The sequence below is a fragment of the Fischerella muscicola PCC 7414 genome (genome assembly GCF_000317205.1).
Classification (GTDB): Bacteria; Cyanobacteriota; Cyanobacteriia; order Cyanobacteriales; family Nostocaceae; genus Fischerella; species Fischerella muscicola.
This window is the reverse complement of sequence record NZ_AJLK01000087.1, coordinates 63007-84692: the sequence shown is the minus strand read 5'-3', so window position 1 is coordinate 84692 and position 21686 is coordinate 63007. Positions and strand designations below refer to the sequence as shown.

Annotated in this window: 18 protein-coding genes; 10 read left to right on the top strand and 8 right to left on the bottom strand. The window is 38.5% G+C overall.

Annotated features, from left to right (window positions below; genetic code table 11):
• Positions 1-233 precede the first annotated feature (233 nt).
• From UYI_RS0113485 to UYI_RS0113470, 4 genes are read left to right on the top strand one after another with little or no spacing between them, the layout of a single operon-like run.
• Positions 234-1013, top strand: a complete 780-nt coding sequence (locus UYI_RS0113485; protein WP_016867186.1) for an SAM-dependent methyltransferase — start codon at positions 234-236, stop codon at positions 1011-1013.
• Positions 1014-1069: 56 nt separating this feature from the next.
• A complete protein-coding gene (locus tag UYI_RS0113480; RefSeq protein ID WP_016867185.1) occupies positions 1070-1414 on the top strand; it encodes a cupin domain-containing protein in 345 nt (114 codons plus the stop codon).
• A gap of 7 nt (positions 1415-1421) precedes the next feature.
• Positions 1422-1919: a hypothetical protein gene (locus UYI_RS0113475; protein WP_016867184.1), complete on the top strand. Its 498-nt coding sequence runs from the start codon at positions 1422-1424 to the stop codon at positions 1917-1919.
• Positions 1920-1950: 31 nt separating this feature from the next.
• Positions 1951-2787: a YwiC-like family protein gene (locus tag UYI_RS0113470; RefSeq protein WP_016867183.1), complete on the top strand. Its 837-nt coding sequence runs from the start codon at positions 1951-1953 to the stop codon at positions 2785-2787.
• A gap of 143 nt (positions 2788-2930) precedes the next feature.
• Here UYI_RS0113470 and UYI_RS0113465 read toward each other — a convergent pair whose 3' ends face one another.
• Both UYI_RS0113465 and UYI_RS0113460 read right to left on the bottom strand, forming a co-directional pair.
• Positions 2931-4064 carry a glycosyltransferase family 4 protein gene (locus tag UYI_RS0113465; protein ID WP_016867182.1) on the bottom strand — a complete coding sequence of 378 codons (1134 nt, stop codon included), beginning with the start codon at positions 4062-4064 and terminating at the stop codon, positions 2931-2933.
• 342 nt (positions 4065-4406) lie between these two features.
• A complete protein-coding gene (locus tag UYI_RS0113460; RefSeq protein WP_035138542.1) occupies positions 4407-5591 on the bottom strand; it encodes a glycosyltransferase family 4 protein in 1185 nt (394 codons plus the stop codon).
• Between the two features lie 1263 nt (positions 5592-6854).
• Here UYI_RS0113460 and UYI_RS0113450 point away from each other — a divergent pair.
• Positions 6855-9182, top strand: a complete 2328-nt coding sequence (locus UYI_RS0113450; RefSeq protein ID WP_016867179.1) for an NHL repeat-containing protein — start codon at positions 6855-6857, stop codon at positions 9180-9182.
• Between the two features lie 552 nt (positions 9183-9734).
• A complete protein-coding gene (locus tag UYI_RS0113445) occupies positions 9735-9968 on the top strand; it encodes a Nif11-like leader peptide family natural product precursor (RefSeq protein WP_016867178.1) in 234 nt (77 codons plus the stop codon).
• A 246-nt stretch (positions 9969-10214) separates the two neighbouring features.
• Here UYI_RS0113445 and UYI_RS39660 read toward each other — a convergent pair whose 3' ends face one another.
• Entirely contained in the window at positions 10215-10340 is a 126-nt protein-coding gene (locus tag UYI_RS39660; RefSeq protein ID WP_016867177.1) for a hypothetical protein, read from the bottom strand.
• A gap of 288 nt (positions 10341-10628) precedes the next feature.
• On the bottom strand, positions 10629-11165 hold the full coding sequence (locus UYI_RS0113435; protein ID WP_016867176.1) for a DUF4330 domain-containing protein: 537 nt from the start codon (positions 11163-11165) through the stop codon (positions 10629-10631).
• Positions 11166-11563: 398 nt separating this feature from the next.
• Between UYI_RS0113435 and UYI_RS0113430 the strand changes: the two genes are divergently transcribed.
• Entirely contained in the window at positions 11564-12424 is an 861-nt protein-coding gene (locus UYI_RS0113430) for a M48 family metallopeptidase (RefSeq protein ID WP_016867175.1), read from the top strand.
• A 107-nt stretch (positions 12425-12531) separates the two neighbouring features.
• Here the strand turns inward: UYI_RS0113430 and UYI_RS0113425 are convergent, their stop codons facing one another.
• Positions 12532-13290: a metallophosphoesterase family protein gene (locus UYI_RS0113425; RefSeq protein WP_016867174.1), complete on the bottom strand. Its 759-nt coding sequence runs from the start codon at positions 13288-13290 to the stop codon at positions 12532-12534.
• Between the two features lie 351 nt (positions 13291-13641).
• The gene (locus tag UYI_RS0113420; protein WP_016867173.1) at positions 13642-16755 is read right to left on the bottom strand and encodes a plasmid replication protein, CyRepA1 family; all 3114 of its coding nucleotides are present in this window, start codon (positions 16753-16755) and stop codon (positions 13642-13644) included.
• A gap of 329 nt (positions 16756-17084) precedes the next feature.
• On the opposite strand from UYI_RS0113420, the gene UYI_RS0113415 reads away from it, so the two are divergent.
• The gene (locus UYI_RS0113415; protein WP_016867172.1) at positions 17085-17717 is read left to right on the top strand and encodes a Vat family streptogramin A O-acetyltransferase; all 633 of its coding nucleotides are present in this window, start codon (positions 17085-17087) and stop codon (positions 17715-17717) included.
• Between the two features lie 80 nt (positions 17718-17797).
• Here the strand turns inward: UYI_RS0113415 and UYI_RS0113410 are convergent, their stop codons facing one another.
• The gene (locus UYI_RS0113410) at positions 17798-18328 is read right to left on the bottom strand and encodes a hypothetical protein (protein ID WP_016867171.1); all 531 of its coding nucleotides are present in this window, start codon (positions 18326-18328) and stop codon (positions 17798-17800) included.
• Between the two features lie 273 nt (positions 18329-18601).
• On the opposite strand from UYI_RS0113410, the gene UYI_RS0113405 reads away from it, so the two are divergent.
• Positions 18602-19351: a tetratricopeptide repeat protein gene (locus UYI_RS0113405; protein WP_016867170.1), complete on the top strand. Its 750-nt coding sequence runs from the start codon at positions 18602-18604 to the stop codon at positions 19349-19351.
• Between the two features lie 395 nt (positions 19352-19746).
• Here the strand turns inward: UYI_RS0113405 and bchB are convergent, their stop codons facing one another.
• Positions 19747-21273: a ferredoxin:protochlorophyllide reductase (ATP-dependent) subunit B gene (gene bchB, locus UYI_RS0113400; protein ID WP_016867169.1), complete on the bottom strand. Its 1527-nt coding sequence runs from the start codon at positions 21271-21273 to the stop codon at positions 19747-19749.
• A 229-nt stretch (positions 21274-21502) separates the two neighbouring features.
• Between bchB and UYI_RS39655 the strand changes: the two genes are divergently transcribed.
• Entirely contained in the window at positions 21503-21628 is a 126-nt protein-coding gene (locus UYI_RS39655) for a hypothetical protein (protein ID WP_258003679.1), read from the top strand.
• Positions 21629-21686 lie beyond the last annotated feature (58 nt).

Sequence of the window (21686 nt, the reverse complement as noted above, 5' to 3'; positions counted from 1 at the left end):
TTTTATATTTTTTATTCGTGCTATTTATTGTTTAACACGTTTTATTAGTGCCATAATTTTATAGACACTAATATTTTTCGATAGTTACGATTATTTTTCTCAATACTTGATGTTATATGCCCTTATTACGCTACATTCCTGCCCCCAATTCTTTCTTCTATGAGGTAGCTCATAGAAACTATCCAAAAATTTTGACACATTAGGGATAGCAAGAATTCAAGAGGTCACGAGAAATGACCAACAACGCTACCCTCAATTTTCAAACAGCACCCGGACACGAAATTTTAGCAGCAGCAGGTAAAAAATATCTGCGTCCGGGTGGAAGAATAGCTACAGAACAATTATTTGCATGGGCTAATTTTCAGCCAGGTGAGACAGTTTTAGAATTAGCATCTAGCTTTGGTTACAGTGCAATAGCTCTGGCTAAACGCTACAATGTCAGAGTCTTAGGTGTAGAAAAGAATCCTGAAAGTGTAGCGCGATCGCGTGCCAACATACATGCTGCTGGTTTAGAAAATCAAGTTGAAATTGTTGAAGGTGATATTTTTCACTTAGAAGCTATACCAGGCAAATTTGATTATGTATTAGCAGAAGCAATTCTGACGATGCAATCTTCTCCAGGAAAAGCAAAGATTCTCACTGGAATTCACAACAAACTCAAACCAGGTGGAAAGTTTCTCTGTCATGAATTATTAGCGCGTGACAAAGAAGCAGAAATTCATTTTGAGTTAGCGAAAGTGATTAGAGTCAATGCGACACCCTTGTCAGAAACTAATTGGATTACCGCTTCTGCTACAGCCGGATTGCAAGTACAAAAACATCAAACCGGGCCAATGAGTTTATTGAACTGGCAAAGAATGGTTCAAGATGAGGGTATTGCTAACACAATTCGGATTTTTTGGAATATTTTCACTTCTCAACCAATCCGCAAACGTGTTTTAGCTATGCGTAGAGTTTTCCAACAATACCGTCATGAATTAGGCTACATCATTCTTTGCGCGATCGCTAATTAATTTCGGTACTTTAAAGTGAAGCATTACTAAAAATTTTTGACTCATTAGCAATTAACATGACTTCCACAACCACGACGAATTCATCTTTTGTCAAACAATTACGAGAAGAAATTGCATTTACTCACACTGGAGTTGTCAGTAAATTATTATTTCAAGATAACGCCTGTCAATATACCCTCTTTTGTTTGGCAGCTAACACTGAAATTTCTGAGCATACCTCTACTCGTAATGCCACGATCAACGTCCTTGAAGGGCGAGGTTTACTAACTTTATCAGGAGAAGAAATTGCACTAGTACCAGGTGTATTTGTGTTTATGCCTGCGAATTCACCCCATGCTTTGAAGGCAGAAGAAAATCTCGCATTTCTGCTGACACTTTCCGAAAAAGTAATTCGTGAATAATTGAACCATGCAAACAACACTGAAAACTTTCTCTCAATACTTAGATTTACCTCAGACTCAGGTAGAATCTTTACTTTCTAAATCATTGACCGAGTGTCTGAATTCGCCGGAACAACAACAACAGTTAAACAGTTTAGATGTAAACTTACTAAGAGAAACTCTGCCCACAGCAGGAGCCGTTTTAGCTAAAGAGTTACCACCTTTTTATAGTTGGCTAACAAAAGAATTAGGTGTTGAACGTGTTCCTGATAGTCCAGATCACACAACAAAATGGGTAATTGGTTTCGTTAATAATCAGGAAAGCTTAACTAACCTAGTTGAGTTACATCGTCCCGTACCTCGTCCGGCTTTAGAACGTGCAATTCCCCGCTTGATAGAATTGTTTGTAGGGGTGAAAGACACGCAAGTTAGAAAAGAATGGCAAAAAGCGATCGCGATTCTTTGTTTACCCCTAGTTGTTGATGCACGAGAACGAGAAAAACAAAAGCATTCTCTAGCAGCCTGATCAATATCTATTTTCAAGGGAGATCAAGGCGATGACTCACTCAGCCATCAATACATCTAGCAATACCCAAACTACAGCCAAACCCAACTCTCAAGCGTGGTATGGTCCGATGTTTTCTCCAGAACATGGAGTCTACATAGTATTGCTAGTTTCTTTTCTCATTGGTGCAGCGGCGTCTCAAGCTTGGAGATTATCAACAACCCTAGCTTTGATATGTGCTTTTTGTGGTTTTCAGGCTGAACATCCTTTGGTAATGCAAATTAAGCAACGTCGCACCCTGAAGCCACGTTTTCTGTTTTGGGGTGGGTTGTATGCTGTAATTGCTGGCGGAATTGCGATTTGGCTTTACCTTAGCTATCCAGTTGTCTTATGGATTTATGCCGGTGCATTAACCGCCTTAATGATTGATGCTTTCTCGGTGTTGCAAAGAGAGCAAAAATCTGTTTTGAATGAATTAATTACCTTTGCTGCGGTTTGCCTTGCTACTCCCTTCGCTTACGCTACAACAACAGGCATGATTTCCTCCACTGTCGTGGGATTGTGGATACTAAATACGCTTTTCTTTTCTAGTGCCATTTTCACAGTTAAGCTGCGGAAAACTAAAACCAGTTCTGTAATTCCAGGGACAATTTATCATGCTGTTGCAACTCTAATTCTTGCGTTTATTTATTGGCTAGGTTGGCTATCTCCAGCAGCAGTTTTAGCTTTTGGATTGGCATTAATTAAATTTGGCATAATTGCCGTTAATCAAGAATGGTATCGCACTGCAAAAATTCAATTTGCGGCGATACTAGAAACTACAACAGCCTTTGCTTTTCTAACAATTGTTTCTCTCTCAGTTCTACCAGAAAGATTAATAAGTCTTTAAATCAAGCATATGCTATTGTATCTGAAAATAGGAATCGGGGATCGAGGATCAGGAATTAACTTAACAGCAAACCCATAATCCATCTGTGTGCATCTGTGTGCATCTGTGTTCGTTTTTCCTCTACTGGACTTCATCGCAAACCACTATAACTTTGCTAACAAATCGGCAATTTGTTGATTAATATTTGTCACATCAAAACGCTGACTAGCTGTAGTCCTGGCATGACTGGCAATCGTCGCAGTTTTTGATGACTCTTTTAAACAGGTAGTAATTACCTGTGCAAGTTCTTGGGATTCTCCTGGTGTAACTAAAAAACCATTTACACCATGTTCTACTAATTCCACTGCACCACCAGCTTTTGCTGCTATAACTGGTTTTCCGCATAGCATAGCCTCAACAATTACCCTGCCAAAAGGTTCAGCAGCTGTGGAGGTATGCGCTACTAAGTCACAAGCTGACATTAAATGGGGAATATCTGAACGAAATCCTAAAAATTTGATCCGGTTTTCTAGTTCCAAAGTAACAATTTGTTGATGTAATTTTTGGACATATTCTTGTTCCCCAAACAACGCATCACCAACTAAAACTGCTGTCACTTCTTGATGACATTGCCTGAGTGCTTCAATTAATATGTGTTGTCCTTTCCAAGGCGCAAGACGACTAAAGTGTCCAACTACAAATTTACCTTCTAGTCCTAGTTCTTGTCTGGTTTGATGAATCATAAATTCATCTATTTGATAGTTTTTGGGTTCAAAACCGTTGTAGACAACTGCGGTAATGTCTGCACGTCCTCCTGCTTCTATAAATGCTGTTTTACTTGCTTGGGAATTGGCAATTACTAATGATGCTCGATTGGCAGCAGTAACAGCAATACGACGGTTAGTTTGACTAAAATGTTCTGGTGAAAGAATATCATGTAAATGATAAACCAAAGGACGGCCACTTAAAAAACTAGCGATCGCTCCCACAACTAATGCTTTTTGAGTGTTGGCGTAAATTAAATCGTATTCACGAGCGATTTGCACAACTTTAGCAAGTAAAGGTATGAGTTGTCCCAGACTTGCTAATCCTTGTGCCAAGGAACTTTCTTTGCGAACTTGGATGGATTTTGTGCTAAGAATTTGAACTGGAATATGATTTTTTTCTAGTAAAGTTCTAAAATCGCCATCAGCAAATAAGCCAACTAAACAATTATCTCGATAAGGTTTGGCAATATCTATGAGACATAGTTCTGCGCCACCTGGTTTACCACTTTGATCTAAAAACAGAATTTTCATTTTTACCCTTTCACCTTTTCACCATTAAATCAGTGATCACTGTTAAAATAAATTACTTATCTAAAGATTGTCACACAGAGCGCGAGACAATCCTTTATTGTGGGAAATGCAGGTAAAGTTTCCAACTACAAGGAAATAGTTTTCTCTGCATTTAAATAGAGTATGATTATGCTTAATTTGATCGCAGATGACACCTTTGACAATCATTCTTGCTGTAGTAAAAGTTTTTGCTTTAAATATTTACGAAATAGGGTATTTTTTATTGTATGGATCTCACAATTAATATGTGATTTCTTTTGAACTTTTACTAACTACAAAAACAATATAGTCTTATGAATATAGTTAGGCTAATATTACTTTCCTAACATCTTGCGCGATTTTATACCAATCAAAATTAGCAGTAACATACTCGCGGCAGGCTTCTCGTGAAGGTGTTACTACTTTTCCTAGTAGCACTTGTTCTAATTTTTCCGCAATGGCTGAAACTTCCACAGAAGAAGTGATTAACTGGGGTGAAAATGGTTCTAAAATCTCTGGCATTCCACCTACAGGAGTACACACGACGGGAGTACCACAGGCAAGGGATTCTACCACCGCTAAGCCAAACCCTTCAAAACACTGACTAGGCATAACACTAACATCAGCAGCTTGATAAGCTATGGGCAAATCCTGATCTGGTAAAAATCCTAAAAATTTCACATGTTCATTGAGTCCCAATTCTGTTGCTTGCTGTTGCAATGCTGCTTGGATAGGCCCCCGACCAGCGATCGCTAACCAAAAATCTGCTACTGTTGGCTTAATAATTGCTAAAGCTTGCAATAATTTATCAATTCCGACTCGATGCACTAAGCGGCGACTAGTGAAAATAATAGACCTGTCTTGCGGCCAACCAAGTTTAGCACGAGCCTCGCTACGTGATAAGTTAGACTGAAACTGATCAGTATTCACTCCACCAGGAATGATGTTAATTTTTTTCCAGGGAATTTGATACTGTTCGTGTAGTATCTTACCAAAGGCCTTACTCAAAACAATAAAGCGATCGCACTGATCATAAGTTCTTTTTTCGATCAGTTGGTGCTTGAGAACAACACTTAATCGCTGATGAACTACCTCGTGGTTACTTTCAGATGCCCAAGGCCCGTGAAAGTTAAAGGTAATGGGTACTCCCTTGGGTAATAAATCTAATATTGGGAAGCTATATAAGGCAAAATGTAAGTTAACTGCATCTGGTTTGCCAATTCTTGTTTTCTTGAAGTTTTGACGAATTGACCATAACCGTTTCCAAATCAGACTATCTGGCGAACCCAAATTGGTCAATTTGATTGGTAGGTTTGGTTGTGTTTCCGGTAAACCTACTCCACATAATTCAATCTGGTCTTGATTTGCTGCTAATCTCTGAGTCAGTTCGTACACATATCTTTCTAATCCTCCGGGTGTTGTAGGAAACCAACCTACTCCCACACAAAGGATGGATGCAGATAAATTATGGTCTTTTTTGTTACCTTCCACGTATATATCCCTAGCCATGAACTGCTCGTCTTTGTATTTACTGTTACCAGCATTTTAGCCACCTTATTTGAAAATACCAGGAATTCGGTAGCTGTAAGATTTATATTTTTTGATTGAAACCATTATTTAGAACTTATTTCTCAGACTTCAGATAGATTTGAGAAAATTTTTCTAACCACTAAACGTTAAAATAACTTGAATTTACTACTTAAAATCATAAAGTTTTTGATTACACATTCCATACAGAAAATGAGTTATCTCTCTAAATAAATTATGATTAGATCAACATAAAATTGACCCCTATCTTGAAAATCGGTCTGGGGCTGTAAAAATGTAAGGATGTGGAAGGAGTCTCATATCTTTAGGCACTATTTGTAGGATTTTTCCCTGATTAGCTAGCTTGAAAATAGGGATCAGGAATCAGGGATCAGGGACTGGGAAGCGGGAAGAGATTTTCATGGCAAGGTTAGTGTAGGAACGTTCATGAACGACTGACTTGAAATAAGGTAACTCTTAACAGGAATTTCCAATGCCCAATACCCCTGCATCATAAATGGCGGTGAAATTTTTTTCATTGGGACTGCCTGGCAAGAATGAAACTATATAGACTATTTAACCCTTTTGTTGCAGTTCTAGTCTTCTATAGCCAACATTTGTAATCTCTTTAGTCAAGTATAGAAATCAGACTTTACAAACATATTTAGTGTCACTCCTGTATTTATTAAAAACTTAAAAGATACTTTATGTTTAATGTTGCTAACTTAATAGCAATTCCCATGAAATTTTCAATAAAAATAATAGCTAATCAATAGATGATGATGCATCGAATTTTTTGTGATTGTGGTTCAGATTACAAATTAGCAGAAAAAATAGCAATTCTTGCAAGCAAAGACCTTACCATAGAATTTTTACGAAATTGTCCTGAGCTAGATTAAAAAAATAATGTGGTTTTTGTAAATTTTTCATGAAGTTAGCCATATTCACTGTAAATATTGGTTATTTTATGGATGAATATCCCACAAATCAAAAAATTATGATCACTTCTAATTAAACAACTAATACTTAAAGTTAAGTATAATTATTAACCATTAATCAACAGTATATACAATTAACTATAGGAATCACGTACAGTCTAAAAACCTTGGTATATTGACAGTTACATCAAATAAGCTTTTTGCCAATTCTTGCGTCACTCCTGTAACTAATCAAAAATATAAATACTTAATTATATTTAAAAAATAATCAAAAATTCAATCAATAGTTTTTTGACAAACATCACAGATGAAACATAAATTGCTACGACAGATTGGGAAACTCTATCAAAAGCAACATATCAATAACTTATTAAGGAGAGGTATTTCTAGAAATAACAGAAGGTTAAAGTTTCTACTTGGTATTATTGCCGGATTTATAACTGTAACTCTAATTGCCATCTATTTGACTGGCAGAGTTACATCTGTAGCGAGTACTCAGACAACATCAACAATTAAGACATATACGCTACCGGAAAACAATACTTATATATCCTCTAACACAGACAAATACACAACATCTGCTACTAATAACTATACATTCTCTGCTCAAGATACTTATACACCGCCTGCTACGAACAGTTACACACTAGCTGCTACCAATGCTTATAAAACATCTTGGATAGGTAACTCCTTTGGTGGTGGTAACAAATGGGTACAAATCCAAGTAAGTGATATGTATGTGACTCCTGATGGCACAGTGTACACCAATACAGGTTGGGATGAAGCCGGAAGAGAGGTAGGAATTTATAAAAATGGAGATGTCATTGGTAAAGCTGATGACTTGCATGGATGGGGAAGGCAGGGAGGAGATGCGATCGCAGTCGATCAAAAATATATGTATGTAGCGATGCTGCAAGCTGCTGATGGAAAACCAGGAGAAGATTACCCACCCAAAGGCACAACATGGTTTTGCATCAGACGTTATAACTTATCTGGAAAAGTTGCACCTTTTCCCCAAGGACGCGGCTGGGATAAAAGCATGTTAATAGTCAGCACCAAAGACAAAGTCACAGGATTAGCAACTGATGGCCAGCAGTTGTATGCAAGTGACAAAGCAGCCAATTTAGTTCATGTCTACAACACCGCTACGATGAAAGAAATACGTAGCTTTAAAGTCAATAATCCTAGCAAAATAGCCCTTGACAAACAAGGAGATTTGTGGATTATTCAAGACAAAAACAAAATAGGACATTATTCACCAACAGGAAAGCAATTACCAGGTGCGATCGCAGATGTTGCCCAACCGAGCGCGATCGCGATCGATAATAAAAACAGATTGTTAGTTGCAGACAACGGCCCGCGTCAGCAAGTATTAATATATGACATTGCCAATAAACCCAAACAAGTAGGCACTTTTGGGACTCAAGGCGGTGTTTACTCAGGTAAGCGTGGTGAAATTGGAGATTTGAAATTTTACGGCTTGAGTGGAGTCGGTACAGATGCAGCCGGAAATATCTATGTTAGTAATGTTGGTTTCAATCGTTCCGGCGTAGATTTACGCAAGCTTTCCCCATCCGGCAAATTACAGTGGCAATTGCTGGGCTTGCAATTTATAGATAATGCTGATGCTGATATTGGTACTGATGGCGCAAACGTCTTTACCAAAGACGAACATTTCGTCATGGATTACACCAAAGGTAGCGGTAAAGAATGGCAATACAAAGGTTATACCGTAGATAGGTTCCGTTACCCTAATGATGCCAGACTCCACACCACACCCACAGCAGCCTTTGTCCGGCGTTTGCAAGGAAAGCGCTTGTTATATCTGTCTTCAGAAATGATGTCGGAACGCCTGTTAATGTATCGTTTTGATGGAGAAATAGCTGTTCCCTGCGGTATATTTGGCAAAGGTAAAGAAGACTGGCTGACTAATGAACCGACTAATAGTAGTTGGATCTGGATTGATGCCAACGGTGACGGTTCACCTCAAACCAACGAATATCAAACTACAGGTGAAAAAGATGATTCTGTTTGGGGTTGGGAAATAGATAGCAAAGGAGATGTTTGGCTAGCAGCAGAAACAGGCTACATCAAACATTACCGCTTTGGTGGATTAAATGCTCACGGTTGTCCAATTTACAGTACCAAAGCTGTGCAAAAAACACCCATGCCCCAACCGTTTAAAACTCTCACAAGAATTAAATATTTTCCGGAACAGGATGCTATGTATTTAAGCGGTTATACAAGCGATCGCCCCAACATTGATGGTGATTGGGGATTGGTTGGCACAGAAATTATCCGCTACGATAATTGGAGCAAAGCCAAAAAAATACGCTGGCGCATAGCATTACCATATGAAGTCAACCGCGATCCCAAATTGCACATCAAAGCAATGGATGCAATCGGTAACAGAGTGTTTGCCGCCAGTAGTAAAACCCCAGACGTGTTTGTCTACGACGCCACCACAGGAAAACAAGTACAACAGTTAAAACCAGGCCCCGAGGTTGCAGGCGAAGGCGGCTGGGTTGACATACCCTTTGGTATTCGCGCTTTTCGTCGTTCCAATGGTGAGTATTTAGTGTTTGTGGAAGAAGATTTGAAAGCTAAAGTTCTTATGTATCGACTACCAGGATAACGTGAGTTCGATAGATTTCATTAGTCCAAAATCCCGCCCTCAAATAAATTTGGGGCTAATAACTAAAACCCACTTTCACAGTTATCAGCTATCAATAACTGTTAACTGAAATTACGTGCGAGTGATTGTTTTGTCTGACAATAAAGCATTTTCGACAAGCGTGAAGTACAAAACCTCACCCCGCCCTATTGGGCACCCCTTTCCTTGCCAAGGAGAGAGGCAGGGGTGAGGTAAAAGTGTATTACATCCAATTGAAAATCGCTATATTTGGTATAGCTGCAATCAACATAAGCGCCATTCTAGAGAATCAGTTATTTTGCCGCCTCTAACAAATGGTGCGGCTGTTTTAGTGTTTGACTGTATCTAATTGCTGAAGAGAGCGATCGCTGGGAACTTATATTTTTTTGTCAAAATCAATAAGACATTCTTCTCCTTAGTTCAAGATTGAAGTATATGACCTTAGTTAGCAGCGACTTTAGCTGGATTTGGTGAAACCACAAAAGTTAAATAACTACATTCAAATCTGATATTTTCAACAGGAGATAGACTTTCATGTCACAAAAACATGCAGCCCAACTTTTCAAAGCAATTAAACAAGATCAAGTGTTAAAAGAAAGACTCAAAGCAGCATCTGATCCAGAAGGCTTTATCAAGATTGCTCAAGAGCGTGGCTATTACTTCACAGTTGAAGAACTAGAGACTGAACTGAGCAAATTATCTCCTGAAGAAATGGCAGCTATTGTCAATCCAGGAGTAGCGCCTAGACTTCACATTTATCCAAGGTAATTCCTACAGGTGATGCCTCCACCTAGTAAAGGCCAACACCAGTTGCTCATGGGGAAACGCTCACCGCTTCCCCAAGAGTTCACTAACTTATTGCTCCGCATCCATACACCTACTTCATAAAAAACCTCGGTGAAACCAACCGAGGTGAGAGAGAAGTACGAATAACAATGAGAGATACCGATACAAGCAATAGAAAGGCCTAGCTCACACTCAAGGCAACAACATTAGAAGAAAAGTTTCTGTTTGTTATTCAACAGCAGAAATAAAGAGTGTAGAAATTACAGCGTAACTAGCAAAAAATATAGCAGCAGCAAGCATATCAAGCTCCTCTTGTGTTTTAGTAATTAAGTTAAGAATTAATGCTTTAATCATATGACTGGTACTGAGTGCTTTCCATCTGCTTAAAAGACTATTCTATACAATGCCTATTGGATGAGACTTGATAAAGAAAAGTTGATTTTTAGTAAGTGGCAACTATGTCTAAAGGATTACTTCAAACTGCGTGATACCATTCCTTTTACCTAGTACTTGACTACATAAATTTTGACTCTTTGCGAGGGGTTAGCTCCCCAACTTTGTAAAAGTTGGGGAGCTCATTCCTTAGCAAGTGCGTTATGGCCTAGCTATAACGCACCCAAAACCGAATGTCGTTGTGCGGCACTAAGATTTATCTTTAATCCGCACATCGATCACACTAGCATTAAAGTTGTAATTAAAGCCTTCCAACTCAAATGGCATTCCAATTTTGACTTTACTGTTACCCAAAACTGGGCCATTTTCAGTGATTTGTGCTTTGCCCTCCAAAGTTAATAACATGTCTGTACTAAAACTGTTTGATTTGGGATCTGGCAATTCTTTCACAGTACCATTCGGTTGGGGAACAAGTACGGTTTTAGGTAAAGGTTGAAGAGATTTGATATCAATCTTACCGTGAGGTTGATTACGGATAATAACGTTTGTTTTACCACCTTTTTTTAATCCTTGGCTGTACAATTGTTCGGGGTCACGTACATTTAATCCTCGAACAATTAAATCTACTTCAATAGGTGCTGTTTTAGTACCCAACTGAGCAAGAGAACCAGTACTGCCAGGGAAGAAAAAGATGCCAAATATAACTAACAAAATTACCAGTCCAGCACCGATATCAAGAACATTAAATTTACCAAACAAACGACCTTTGGAATCTAAAATAGCCATAACTGCAATTTTCCTAAATCTAGGTTTTGACAGAAGAAAGGATGAAGGATGAAATTTTGTCATTCGTAGGACGTACGCAAGAGATATCCCAAACTCCTATTCCTTCGTGTCCTACCCTTACGGGAAGCCACTTCGTGTCTACGCGGTTCTTTTTTTTCATGATTTTGCATAAGTCCTGATACTTCAGACTTCACACTTCATACTTCAGCCTTCAGTTGACATGCGACAGTTTATCATGACCGCTGTTTTTAGTTGCTGCTGGCAAAAAACATCGGTTAAAACTGAATTATAGTCAAGTCTGTAGTGACATCTGCATTAGAAATTTTTGATGCAACTTGTTGTATCCTGCTTGCGTCTGTTAGTTTTACGTTCTTCCTAAAGTATTTTCAGACCGAATTATGAATTATAGGAAAAGCTTATCTATCTATTACAGTTTTTTTCGGCATCGTTTGTTTTATCCGTTGATTTCGGTGCTAGTGGCGCTGAGTATTTGTTTGAGTAGCGCCTTACCATCCCAAGCTTTTGATTGGGTTCCTCTAATTTTTCAAGGAGTCCAAGCACTTCAGCTTTCTAATATGTCCGATCGCCAGGAAATTGAAATCGGTAAACAAATCAATCAACAACTCCTAAACAGTGATGTTCGATTGTACCGCGATGCCAATATTAACCGTTATGTGCAACAAATTGGCCAGCGATTGGTAGCCAATAGCGATCGCCCCAAGCTTCCTTTTACTTTCCAAGTAATTGACGATGATAGTATTAATGCTTTTGCCACTCTTGGCGGATTTGTATATTTAAATACTGGTTTAATAGAAACTGCCGAAAATGAAGCGGAATTAGCAAGCGTCATGGCCCATGAAATTGGTCATATTGGCGGTAGACACCTCATCAAACAGATGCGCCAAAAGGCGATTGACGAAGGTTTGTTAACAGCAGCCGGGTTAGACCGCAGTAAAGTAGTACAAATTGGTTATCAGTTAGCCCGCAATCTGCCTGGTAGTCGTAAACACGAATTTGATGCTGATAAAAGAGGATTAGCAACTTTGACACGTACTGGTTATAGTCAAACAGCGATGGTTTCCTTTATGCAAAAACTAGTCAAAAAAGGTTCTGTGCCAACATTTTTGAGTACTCACCCAGCAACAGGCGATCGCATTGATGCGATAAAAAAGGCAATCAATACTCAACCCAACAATGGTAACTATGGTTTAGATAATTCTACATACAAGACTAATATCCAAGCGTTGCTTAGGTCTTGAAGTAATTTGAGATTTTTGGATTGTGGATTGGGGTTTTCTACCTCATCCAAATCTCACACCAATTTTGGATTTTAGATTTTGGATTAAAACCATAGCTTTACTCAACATCAGGCCAAACACTTGTTACGGCGATTAACATGAAATTGTTTTGGGTTGACGGTGGTCACTATTTCTTCTAAAGGTGAGATACGGATGCAATTTTTGAGAACGTTTGCTTGATAAACTAAATTATTTGTAATATCCAATCCCGTTAACCAACCACTACGGGGATGATAAGCTCCAGTGTCTATATCTAACCATCCTTGTCCTTGGGCTAATTGTCCAGGGGGAACGCCTGGTAGAGTAAAAGTAATAGTATGACCGATAATCATCAACTTATCGGAGAAGTATGGTTCTTCTATACTATGAAATTCATCTCGCACCCAACAAAGTTGATTGGCGGTTTGTTCCGTGAGGGGAATGAAAGGGTTAACACCAGCATGAACTAACCAAATATCCCCTAAATCAATATATGTAGGCAAATTATCAAACCATTCCAGATGATCGTGGGGAATTGTAGCTTCTTCATAACTAGCTACTGTAGCCTGACCACCACTATATAGCCATGCTTGTACTGTAGGGGTGGGGATGCGTTTCGTGAGAATATTTAACAGCATTTGCTCGTGATTCCCTAACAAACATTGATAGGGACTGTCCTTAACAAAATTGACTACTTGGGCGCTTTGTGGGCCACGATCAATTAAGTCTCCTAAAAAGTAGACTTGATCGTCTGATGCGGGGGCGATCGCATCCAACAATCTCATTAAACCTTCGTAGTGACCATGTACATCCCCAATTACTATCCGTCGGTAACTAGTTACGCTCATCGGCTTATTGTTTGACTAATTTTGCCTTTTGTTTTGCTGCTACACTATAAGCTGCATATATTTCGTAAATTTAGTAAAAAACTTACAAATCTGTGATTTATTCCATTATTCCCATTTGCAGTGGCTATATTTAAATTTGATGTAATAATTTTCCTTTGAGACCTTGCACAAATAACCTCATCCTATGTGCAGATTCTGCAAAGAAATTTAAATTTTAAATAAATGTATATGATAATCGCTGAAATTCAGTTATTGACCAGGGGGTAAAACCCCTGATAAATCTGTTTCAGCCGTTCATTTAGCAACTTTCAGACTTTGCAAGTTCCAACACAGCACAACCTTTAGCTCTTACTACAAAGTTTGACTCATAACCTGCACAGATAAATGTTCTTTAGTATGTGTAGATATGTGCCACAATATGTCTGTGCAATCAGAAGCATCTGTCATATTAACTGACATCAGCTGATCTCGTTGATGCCAAACTGCAAATATCCTCTCTCTACCATCATTGAGAGTTGCTGAATTAATTTGGTAAGTCTGACCAACTCGCTGTAATTTCAAACCTAGTAAATTCAATAATCTGCTCAGGATTTTGATTGCCGAAACGCATTCTTTACTCTTCACTAAATTGATACCAAGTGTTCTTTTTATATGTTTACTACACTGCACAGCAGTATTTTGCAACAAAATTAAATCAGCATCGTTTTCAGTAAATACTCGTTCTGGCTCTAAAAACTGTAGCATTCCTAAGGCTCTCATAGCTTCAACTTTGAGGGTATATATTTTTAAATCCGGTAGAAAAACCTTACCTTCACCCCAAGATAGTTGCTGTTGCCATTCTTGCTGATCTCGTCGCCAAAAATATTCACTTTCATGAGTGAGATAATAGTGAGTTAGCAATTGTCCATAATACCCCTGGTCATCTAGTAATTTAAGTTGGGGAGTAACTGCTATGCCGTATTTTTGCCTGAGAATATATTTATTAATTTGATTGCGTTCTTCATCTGTGAGCGAATGTTTAGCTATTAGCTGCTCATACTCCACGTAATCAATATCTTTGGCATTGGCTACAGCCGTTGCTGCTGATAATTGATTTTGTTGCTTAATTTCTTTAATTTTGCGTTTAATTTCTTTCGCTTTTTGACGACTTTGTGACCAGTCTTTTTGAACTTTCACAATTTCTATAATCAATCTTCTGCGAGTTGCCAAATCCTTGGGATCAGTAGCTAAAAAGGCAAGACGTAAATCACGAACAATATTATTTTGGACAGCATTACTCCGGATATGTATTTGATGACCATCAGCAATTAAACCATCTTTCATTGATTGACGGTAAAGGTTAATCGAAGCATTGACTCTTGCTGCTAATTTAGACCAAGTTCTTAAATGAATGGGGTCATAAACTAATGGTAAATCTACATCAATTTTATGTAGAGGACTCAGTAAAGCTAAGTTTTCTTTTTGATTTTCTTGATACCAAGAAGATAGCAAGCGATAATTTGTACTACCACTACCAATTAGACCAATACCTCGCTTCGCACACCAAATAACTCGTGGGACATCATCTCTTACCCTGGCTAATGCTTGTCGTGCTTCTGAATCAGGAATTACCCCTTGAAAAATGCCATAAACACAGTCGAAATGCTGGACATCAATACTAATTCCAGTCCCCAAGCTAGGAGTGACAAAAACAGTATCGTATTCTGACACTTTTTGATTAATATATGTGATAAAATTAGCTGCTTCATGACCAGGGGTATTTGTTGTTAAGCTACTAACTACAAGAGTTTTAGCAAATCGCTTTTGCAGTTTTTGCAGTCGTTCTTTCAAGTAGTCGGCGATTGTTTCACAACTGTAACGTCCGGAGCGACTATCAGTAGTGACATAACATTTACGTCCCGCCATTAAATCTAATTCTAGTTGGTGAATTAGTGGAGTTGGGTTAGGAGAATCATAAAAAGTCACATCCCAACCTCGTTGCGGTTTCCATTGATTAACTACCACCCACGGGGTTAATTTAATTCCTGCTAATGCTTGTAAATATTCTAAAGAAATATCAGATAAATCGGCATCTTGAGCAATAACTAATCCACCTGTTGTTAGTATATTAGCAATTAGTTGTTGAAATGATTTTAATAATTTGACTCGTTTTTCTTGACAAGTGTTACTGTTGAGCAGATGCCATAACGATTGTTCTACTTCATCTAAAACTAAGATAGCTCCTTGCCAATCTTCAGGATTTAGTTTCCATAAAGAATCTACACATAATCCTAGAGATGGGGTAAATTGATAGCCCGCATGAAAGCGATCGCTACGCACTAAGCTATCATTATTAATTCCCCAACTAATACCGATTTTTTCACATAAAAACCGACCTAGTTGAATTCTATGAGTAATTAATAAAACTGGTTGATTTCTATTTTTTGCTTTTTGTACAATTGTCTGAAGTGCTGTGGTTTTACCTGTGCCTTTAGCAGATTTTATACCCACTAACCCAGAAGTGGGAAAAGGGATTTCTCCCAAATAGCGACTGTTAAGAGTAAGTGCTGGAGGTGTAGTTAATTCAGTGTGGGGTTTTGTTTGAGCAAGATAAATTTCTAAATCAACGCTTTGACGATATATTTTTTCAAAGGCACTTGCACCTTTGGCAACGATAAACTCATCAACTCCTTTTTCTTTCCCTGGGAGTTCAATCACTTTTACAGGACAATCTTTGGTTTGGAATAAAAAACCAAGCTGGGAGATAGCGTTATTGACTGCGGCGATTTTATTGGGTTGAGTTTCAAAATCAAAGCAAATATAAAATGTGCGTTTAGCGATCGCGATCGCATTTAAGTCTGGTATCATTTGACGACTAATAACTTTGCCAAATTCATCTTTAGTGACGCGATAACCGCTAGTAATTCCGGGGATACCGATAGCCGCATATCCTTGTGTTAACAGTGCGGCAGCTTTTTTGACGCCTTCACAAATAATGATTGGTATATTTCTTGCCATCACCCACGGCCAAAAACCCACAGCTTCGCCATTTTCAGCAATGCTAATATCTTCAGGTATGGCTTGATTATAGCGTTGAGCGACTTGCTGCCACACACGGAGACTGACTCGCAAACAAAACACCCGCGTCGGTGTGCAGGGAGGATGTTCGTACTTAATATATTTGCCTTTTTCATTCAGTCGTGGTTGATTTGGCTTGAAGCATCCCCACTCCATTGCTTGCCAGTTATTGAGAGGATCAAGTCCAGCACACCACCACCCACCAGCAGTCACATGAGCATAGCGTTGTAACCAGCTACTCTTCACCATGCCAACGTTCGTGCGTGGTATGTGTTCAGAAATTAACAGATAGTTATAGGCGGTTTCATCTTGCAGAGACTGAAAATTCAAAGTTACTAAGTGTAAATCAATACCGCCACTTTTGACTAATTCTTCTAGGTGTTGGGGTTGTAAATAGTGCAAATGCATTAGTCAGGGCAAAATGGGAGACAATGGATTTAAAACCTTACCACGCTCCTACTAAATTTGATAGAAGTAATGTTGACGATTTACAGCTGCTTTTTTTTACCAAGTTACGGGAGACACATCGGTAAAATATTCCGCAGGCTATGGAGTCTTTTTTATTGCCTAACTAATAAGTATGTATTGTGATATTTGTTGATTTATATATATTATTTATACGTAATTTCATGTAGCTATGTCAGTACCTAGTTGCGTGTAAGATGCGATCGCAACTAAAACTATCATCTGATCATCATTAAACTTGGTATAAAGATAAATAATTGCAAGGTGCTGCGATGCAATATCCCGATGCAAACAACCCACATCCCATGGAGGGTTTCCCACAGGTTTGTTTTATCAAAAACACTGTCACAAACCCCAATATCATCATTGGTGATTATACATATTATGATGACCTGGAAGACTCGGAAAACTTTGAACGCAATGTGCTTTACCACTACCCATTTATTGGCGACAAGCTGATCATTGGTAAGTTTTGTGCTTTAGCCACAGGCGTAAAATTCATCATGAATGGTGCAAATCATCAGATGTCTGGCTTCTCAACCTATCCATTTAACATTTTTGGTAGTGGTTGGGAACGCGTTACGCCGAAACCTGAGGAATTACCTTTCAAAGGTGATACTGTGATTGGTAACGATGTGTGGATTGGATACGAAGCAGTGATTATGCCTGGAGTTAAAATTGGTGATGGTGCGATCGTGGCTGCAAAATCGGTAGTTGTCAAAGATGTACCTCCTTACGCAGTTGTCGGAGGTAATCCAGCTAGTTTATTGCGCCAACGTTTTCCAGACGAAATCATTGATGCTCTTTTAGAAATTGCTTGGTGGAACTGGGATATTGAAAAAATTACGAGAAATTTAGAAAAAATTGTAGGTGCAGATATTGAAGCGTTGAAAAATTGTGCATGATTTCTGCAATTATTGCTGTGATGCTAGCAATTACCCAAGACAAATGAAAACCCTCACGATTTAACTTTATTTACACCAACTTACTTATCTTTCCCCTTGTTATTTTCTTCCTCAATACTCTTGCGGAGTTCAATATACTGCTTCCCTAATGCTGTGATTTTGACATAATTAGATAAATTATTGCCTTCATAAGGGATATCACGAATTTCCTTTGTATCTTCTATGTAACCTATATCTCGTAAGTGGTACAGTTCTCTTTCTAATTTAGCTGTCAAATCGTAATTGCCATAGTTGCTAGAATTAATTTTTTGCAATGTCTTATACATTGAGTCTGGGATTGTTAAGAGAAATATTTTATCTGCTCTGTTTTTCGTAGTACTCAGTTTTTTGTTGAGAGAATTGATTTTGTTGTCAATTTTATCTCTGTCAAATGTCAGCGCAACAACATCATCTGCTCGTGGGATAAAGACCATTAAGATCGCAATGAAAAGTAATGCTGCTATAGTTAATACAGAACTACGTCCAGAGAATAACATTACCAGTAAAACGCCTTCTATAAAAGCAAGGCATGAAAAAGCAGCCCACCATTTCGTGGTATAGTCTTGAGTCATACTTCACTCTCCTAAAAACTATCTAGAGAATTATTGTTGTTTTAGATAAATTTAATTATAGTTTTGATTTTCCTATCTGATTCAGTTTAATATTATGATGCCTTGATAATATAGAAAATTTTATTCAAAAAAGTAGAAATACTTAATATATTTTCAATTAACTAATAAATAAATGATTATATTTGATTGATAACTACATCTCAGTAATTACAAGGTAGATATACTCTAGACTTATTTGGCAAAATGAAAAAGTCCTTCGCAGAGAGAGTTACAATGGATTTTTTAATACAACAAATTATCGAAAAACTACAGAATTTACCGGAAACTGCAATTAAAGAATTTTTAGAGTTAGTTAATATTCTGGAGTGTAAATATCAGAACTCGGAACAAATCCCTGTATCGGAAGTAGAAGATAATCCAGAACTACTACTTAATCTTAAAAATGCTATTACATACTATCAAAATGGGATATCGTGTTTACAGTCTCAAGACTATCAACAAGCAATTACAGAATTTAATCACGCATTAGATATTAATCCCAATTTTGCAGAAGCTTATTACAGCAGAGGCAAAAGCCGACAGAAATTAAACGATAAACTCAATGCCATAGAAGATTTTCAAATAGCTGCAAGGCTTTTTTGTGAAAATAACCTAGCCGAAGAACTAACTAATTGGACTCCCTTTGAGTTAGGAGAATCAAATCGAGAGGAAGCAATTTATCACTTGCTCAAATACCTCTCAAGTCAATCTTCCTATGATGAGAAAAGACTTGCGGCTTCAGCGATATACAAGCTTGCGAAAAATTTTAAAAAAAGCTGCGAACTAGCTATTCCTCATTTATTAGATAATTTATCTGAACCTGCTCCACAAGTACGACAGTATGTGCTGAAGGCATTAAGTACGATCAATCTGCCAAATAATGTACTTCCAAAAATTCAAGTGATCGCTGAAAATGATTCCAAAGAATATAACAGAAATATAGCCCAATCAATCTTGGAAAAATTTAATCATAATCAGCATTGAGTATATGAAAATTGTTCTGAGCATTAATTATAAAAATATGTCATTATTTTTCGTTAGTATGTTCAACATAGTAACGAGAGTGGTGGGCTGCCGCTTCTGTAATGTTACAATTGATACAATAACCGAATATATGATTGAAAAGTCAAAGTGCGAAAGATGGAAAATTGTATAACGAAAGAAAGAATTACAATGAAATAGCCGAGAAATTGAAGTATTCTGAGAATAGTAATTAATTTGGCGTATAGTCTATTTTGATTAGAACTATTAGGTGATTGATTACTGCTCATAAATTCCCATTTTAAAATTATTTAATTAATAGGAATAAGAAAAGTGTTTCCAATAAGGAAACACTCTCATATCATACGTAGACTTGAAGGTGAAACCCAACTATACAACTACGCTCCTACAGCTTCCTTGGCAGCGTACAGTACTTCAACTGTGATATCTTTGATGCCACGCTCACGAGCAAATTTCTCGGTGTTGCGTTTCACTTTACCACGGACAAAACCAGGAATTTTGTTCAATTCTGCTAAACCATCTTTAGTCCAGTTGAGGTCATATTCAGCAGATATACCCTTGGTAATTACTTCTTTAGTATCGTGTCCGCCGAAGATTTCGAGCAAGTGGTCTTCCATTCCTAAGGTGAAGGAATTGTACACCAAATCAGCAATTTGGTTAGTACCTTCGTAACCCATGAATGGTTTGTAACCAATGGGGAAGTTCTGGATGTGAATGGGTGCAGCAATCACACCGCAGGGGATATTCAGACGCTTACCAACGTGGCGTTCCATTTGTGTACCGAAAATAGCAGCAGGTTCGACACGAGCGATCGCATCCCCAATTTGACCATGATCGTCGGTAATAATGACTTCATCACAGTATTCGCTGACTTGTTCCCGGAACCAGTCAGCATCATATTTGCAGTAGGTTCCAGCCCAGACAACGTGAATACCCATTTCCCGCGCCAAAATTTTGGTCATAGCGGCGGCGTGGGTGTTATCACCAAAAACTACTGCTTTTTTGCCTGTTAAGTTCTGACAGTCAATTGAGCGGGAGAACCAAGCAGCCTGGGATACATGTAGGGTTTGTTCGTTGATGAAATCTTCGTAATCAACATCAGTACCTTGGGCGTTAACTATCTGCTGAATTTTGCGGATGGAACGAGCAGTTTCCACTACTCCCATCGGGGTAATGTCTACATAAGGCATCCCAAATTCTGCTTCCAGGTAACGAGCTGCCATTAAGCCGAGTTCACGGTAAGGACACAGGTTGAACCACGCACGAGGCAAGTTTTTCAACTCGTGAACCGAAGCACCTTCCGGGATCACTGCATTTACCTCAATTCCCAAATCTGCCATCAACCGTTTCAACTCGGTGCAGTCGTGTTGGTTGTGGAAGCCGAGAGTCGAAATACCGATGATGTTGACAGAGGGTTTGGCGGTTTTGCCTTCTGGAAGTTCGCCTTTTTTACGAGCTTTTTCGATGTAGAACTGGACAATTTGATGGAGAGTACGATCGGCTGCTTGCAACTCATTGACGCGATAGTGGTTCACATCCGCCAGCATCACATCACCTTTGGCTTCCAACTGCGCCCGTTCCACAAAGTTTTGCAAGTCTTCTTGCAGAATACTGGAAGTACAGGTGGGAGTAAGAACGATCAAGTCTGGATGTTCTTCGGCGTCTTTACGGGTAATATTGTTTACCACCTTTTCTTGAGAGCCACGTGCTAAAACGTTGCGGTCAACAACACTGGCAGTTACTGGGGTGAAGTCCCGCTCTCGTTCCAGCATCGAGCGCATGACATTAAAGTAGTCATCGCCCAGAGGTGCGTGCATAATGGCATGAACATTTTTGAAAGAACTGGCGATCCGCAGAGTGCCAATATGGGCAGGGCCTGCATACATCCAGTAAGCCAATTTCATGATAGTGTTCTCCCTTGAAATTAAACCAAGTGTGCCTGAATAAGAGGTGGACTTTTAGCGTTTAATTATTAAATCGTTTTTGATTCTCTCAAATGTTCTAGCCTGGCAGTAGTTGGCTTCTTGTAAGTTTACATCCCCTACTAAATGTCTGAAATGTCGCTACTAACAAGGATTGGGGACTCAATTAAAACAACATTTGTGTTGCTAAAGTTCAATAAAAATTAACGTTTTGGTAAATTCCTTAGCATTTGGGAACTTGCAAGGTGATGACGGCGAGTTGCTGGCGATCGCGGCAAGTTTTGACCATAGTGTTATATTGTTTATTTGTTGGGTAAATCGGCGTAATTTTTATTGATAGACGCACCGGACAAGGGAGAGATTTGAATCATAAGTGATTAGCCGAACTTGAGATC